This window comes from Achromobacter denitrificans NBRC 15125 (assembly GCF_001571365.1).
In the GTDB taxonomy this organism is placed as follows: domain Bacteria; phylum Pseudomonadota; class Gammaproteobacteria; order Burkholderiales; family Burkholderiaceae_B; genus Achromobacter; species Achromobacter denitrificans.
In genome coordinates, this window is sequence record NZ_BCTQ01000082.1 from 1 (window position 1) to 4,205 (window position 4,205).

Annotated in this window: 3 protein-coding genes; all 3 read left to right on the forward strand. The window is 68.0% G+C overall.

The genetic code is table 11. The features are described from left to right. Positions 1 to 149: 149 nt before the first annotated feature. The 3 genes from ADE01S_RS30870 (at position 150) to ADE01S_RS30880 (ending at position 3,935) form a co-directional block, all read left to right on the forward strand. Positions 150 to 821, forward strand: coding sequence for a response regulator transcription factor (locus ADE01S_RS30870; RefSeq protein ID WP_008164454.1), 672 nt, complete (start codon positions 150 to 152; stop codon positions 819 to 821). A 73-nt stretch (positions 822 to 894) separates the two neighbouring features. Then, positions 895 to 2,010, forward strand: a complete 1,116-nt coding sequence (locus ADE01S_RS30875; RefSeq protein WP_228468178.1) for a sensor histidine kinase — start codon at positions 895 to 897, stop codon at positions 2,008 to 2,010. After that, positions 2,007 to 3,935, forward strand: a complete 1,929-nt coding sequence (locus tag ADE01S_RS30880; RefSeq protein ID WP_062685572.1) for a potassium transporter Kup — start codon at positions 2,007 to 2,009, stop codon at positions 3,933 to 3,935. The genes ADE01S_RS30875 and ADE01S_RS30880 overlap by 4 nt, the downstream gene beginning before the upstream one ends. Positions 3,936 to 4,205 lie beyond the last annotated feature (270 nt).

Genomic DNA, 4,205 nt, shown 5'->3' on the forward strand with positions numbered 1-4,205 from the left:
ACCACCCCGCCTTCGGGCGGCGCGCCCGCGGGCGAGGCGGCCCCCGCCGCGGCCGGCGCTGCCCCGGCGCCGTCCGCGCGCTGAACGAATTCCGGCCCGGGGGCGCACTTCGCGCCCCCATCCGGCCGGGATCGCGCTAGAATCGCGGCATGCGAGTTCTGGTAATCGAAGACGACACCACCCTGGGCCATGCGCTCCAGGAATTCCTGGCCGACCAGGGTTATGCGGTCGACTGGCTGACCGATGGCGACCGTGTCCTGGGCGCCCTGGCGGGCCAGCCGTACGACCTCATGCTGCTCGACCTCAACCTCCCGGGGATGAGCGGGCTGGACGTGCTGCGGCAGCTGCGCCAGGACGGCAACCAGGTGCCCGTGCTGATCCTCACCGCCCGCGACGGCATCGAGGATCGCGTCGCCGGCCTGGACGCCGGGGCGGACGATTACGTAACCAAGCCTTTCGAACTGCCCGAGCTGGCGGCGCGCGTGCGCGCCTTCGGCCGGCGCCGCGCAGGCCAGGCGCAACCCCTGATCGAGGTCGGCCCGCTGGTGTTCGACACCGTCGGCCGCGAAGTCCGCGCCAACGGCCAGCGCCTGTCGCTGTCGGTGCGCGAACTCTCCGTGCTGGAAATGCTCATGGCCCGCGTCGGTCGTGTCGTGACCAAGCGCCAGATCGTGAACTCGCTTTCCGCCTGGGACGCCGATTTCAGCGAAAACGCCGTCGAAGTCTACGTGTACCGCTTGCGCAAGCGCCTGGAAGGCACGGGCGCCAGCATCCAGACGGTGCGCGGCTTCGGCTACATGCTGGATGTCGAAGCGGCCTGAGAGCCCCGCGGCCAGGCGGCGGCCGTCATATGCCGGCCGAGCGCATCCAACCGCCTAAGCAAGGCATCGCGTCATGACGCAGGAACGCACTCCCAACGCCCCCCCGGCCTCGCGCCCCTTACTTCCCTCCCGTTCGCTCGCGCGGCATCTGGTCATCCGGCTGATGCCGCCCATCCTGCTGCTCGTCCTGCTGGACCTGGCGGCAACCTGGGTCATCACGCACAAGATCGACATGTCGCTCTGGATGCTGGAAGATTTCTTCTGGCTGATGGTGGTGGGGCAGGTCGCGCTGATCGCGCTGTTCACCTGGGTGGTGGTGCAGGGCGTGCGCTCGGGCCTGCGGTCGGTGAACCACCTGTCCGAGGAGATCCGGCAGCGTTCCATCGACGATATGCAGCCGCTGGAAGTGGCGGGGGTGCCGGTGGAGATCGAGCCCCTGGTCACCCACACCAATGACCTGCTGCTGCGCCTGGACGCCTCGCTGGCGGCGCAGCGGCGCTTCATCGGTCACGCGGCGCACCAGCTGCGCACCCCCTTGTCCGGGCTGCGGCTGGAATCCGAGCTGATGCTGGCCCGGCCCCTGCCCGACGACGTGCGGGCCAGGGCGGAGCGCATCAAGGCCGTCAGCGACCGCATGATCCGGCTGGGCCAGCAGCTGCTGGTGCTGGCCCGGGCCGATCCCAACGCCCGCCCGCAAGACAGTTTCGTGCGCATCGACCTGTGCGAATGGGTGCGGGCGCACGGCGCCGAATGGTTTCCCCGCGTGCGCGAGGCGCGCTACGAACTCGACCTGGTGGCGCCCGACGCGCCCATCTGGATCGACGCCGATCCCTTGCTGCTGGCCGAACTGCTGGGCAACCTGATCGATAACGCCCTGCGCTACGGCAACGCCACCGGCCGCATCACGCTGATCGTGGGCGCCAATCCGCCGTCGCTGACCGTCGAGGATGACGGCCCCGGCATCCCGCCCGAGGAGCGCGACCGCGTGTTCGAGGCGTTCTACCGGTCGCCGACCGCCACGGCCGGCGGCTCGGGCTTGGGCCTGGCCATCGTGCGCGAGATCGCGCACGCGCACGGCGCCTGGTGGAAGCTCACCAGCCGCCCCGACTTTTCCGGCACGCGGCTGTCCGTCGTGTTTCCCGGCCCCCGCAAAGGGGCCCAACTCACTCGTCAAGAACCCACATCATGAGCCAGGATACCGTCGGCGCTCCTTCCCCGAGCGGCGCGCACGCAGGGGGGGCGCATGCGCCATCGTCGCGGGCGGCGCTGATCCTGGGGGCGCTGGGCGTGGTGTACGGCGACATCGGCACCAGTCCCCTGTATACCTTGCGGGCCTGTCTCACGGGGCTGAGCGTGCATACGGACCTGGAGCCGCCGCACCTGCTGGGCGTGCTGTCCATCCTGTTCTGGATGCTGATGGTGGTGGTGTCGTTCAAATACGTGACCCTGGTGCTGCGCGCCGACAACCGCGGCGAAGGCGGCACGCTGGCGCTGCTGGAACTGGCGGTGCGCGCCCGCGAGGGCAAGCTGCGCTGGGTGCTGATCGTGCTGGGGATTTTCGGCGCCGCGCTGTTCTACGGCGACAGCATGATCACCCCGGCGATTTCCGTGCTGTCGGCGCTGGAGGGGATCGGCATCGTGTCGCACCAGCTCGACAACTGGGTCGTGCCGATCGCGCTGGTGGTGCTGGTGGCGCTGTTCGTGATCCAGTCGCACGGCACCGGCGCCATGGGCAAGTTGTTCGGCCCGGTGATGCTGGTCTGGTTCGGCACCCTGGCCGCCCTCGGCGGCTGGCAGATCTGGCAGACGCCGGAAGTGTTGGCCGCGCTGAATCCCATGTGGGGGCTGCGCTTCATCGTCGAGTTCCCCTGGATCAGCTTCGTGCTGCTGGGCGCCGTGGTGCTGGCCCTGACGGGCGCCGAGGCGCTGTACGCGGACATGGGCCACTTCGGCCGTCCGGCGATCCGTCGCGCCTGGTTCAGCATGGTGCTGCCGGCCCTGACGCTGTGCTACTTCGGCCAGGGCGCGCTCCTGCTGCGCGAGCCGGAGGCCATCCGCAATCCGTTCTTCATGATGGCGCCCGAATGGGGGCTGGCGCCCCTGGTGGCGCTGGCCACGATCGCGACCATCGTGGCGTCGCAGGCGGTGATTTCCGGGGCGTATTCGGTGACCCGGCAGGCGGTGCAGCTGGGTTTCTGGCCGCGCATGCAAATCCTGCATACCTCGGCGATCGAGAAGGGGCAGATCTACCTGCCGCAGGTCAACGCGCTGCTGCTGTGCGCGGTGCTGGTCCTGGTGCTGCTGTTCCGCAATTCCGACAACCTGGCCGCCGCCTACGGCTTCGCCGTCACCGGCACGATGCTGACCACTTCGGTGCTGGCGTTCGCGGTGCTGCCGCGAGGCAGCACGGGCGTGAAGCGGATGATGTGGTTCCTGGTGCTGGGCCTGCTGCTGTTGTTCGACGTGCTGCTGTTCTCGGCCAACGTGTTCAAGATCCACGAGGGCGGCTGGCTGCCGCTGCTGGTGGCGATCGTGGTGTTCACGCTGATGATGACGTGGCGGCGCGGCCGCCGGCTGCTGTCGGAAATGCAGCAGCGCGACCGCCAGCCGCTCAAGGAATTCATGGCGCAGTTGGAGGAATATCCGCCTTCCCGCGTGCCGGGCACGGCCATCTTCATGACGATGAATTCCGGCAACGTGCCGCCGGCGCTGCTGCACAACCTGAAGCACAACAAGGTGCTGCACGATCACGTGCTGTTCCTGACCATCCTGGTGGCGGACGTGCCCTACGTGTCGCCGGAGGAACGCTTCACCGTGCAGAAGATCAGCGCGTCGAGCTGGCAGGCCACGATCAACTACGGCTTCAAGGAAGACCCCGACGTGCCGGAAGCCTTGCGCCTGGTGGCCGAGGCCTATCCGGAAATCGACCTGGAGCCGATGCGCACGTCCTACTTCCTGTCGCGCCAGACGGTGGTGGCGGCGAAGAAGCCGGCGCTGTGGCGCTGGCGCCGGGCGGTATTCTCCTTCATGGCGCGCAATTCGACCCGCAGCACCAAGTTCTTCAAGATTCCAGCGAACCGGGTCGTCGAGATGGGGATGCAGGTCGAGCTGTAGGATGGGTGGAGCGCGAGAGTTCTTAAGCTAGAACACCGCCCTCCAGCGCGCGCAACCCATGCTGTTGTGAGCAGACGGTGGTCGGTGACGGCCTGCAAATAGTCTTCCACGGCAGCATGGGTTTCGCGCGTGGGAGGGCGGTGTTTTTCCACAACAGCATGGGTTGCGCGCGTTGGAGGGCGGTGTTTTTTTGCAGAGGATCTCGCGCTTCACCCATCCTACGTCCTGCCTGCCGCCGCCGCGAGATGGTGTTATCTTGGGGGCGTCGAA

Bases quoted from the DNA above. Each gene is read 5' to 3' on its own strand.
- ADE01S_RS30870 (WP_008164454.1), top strand. From the start codon at position 150: ATGCGAGTTCTGGTAATCGAAGACGACACCACCCTGGGCCATGCGCTC.
- ADE01S_RS30875 (WP_228468178.1), top strand. From the start codon at position 895: ATGACGCAGGAACGCACTCCCAACGCCCCCCCGGCCTCGCGCCCCTTA.
- ADE01S_RS30880 (WP_062685572.1), top strand. From the start codon at position 2,007: ATGAGCCAGGATACCGTCGGCGCTCCTTCCCCGAGCGGCGCGCACGCA.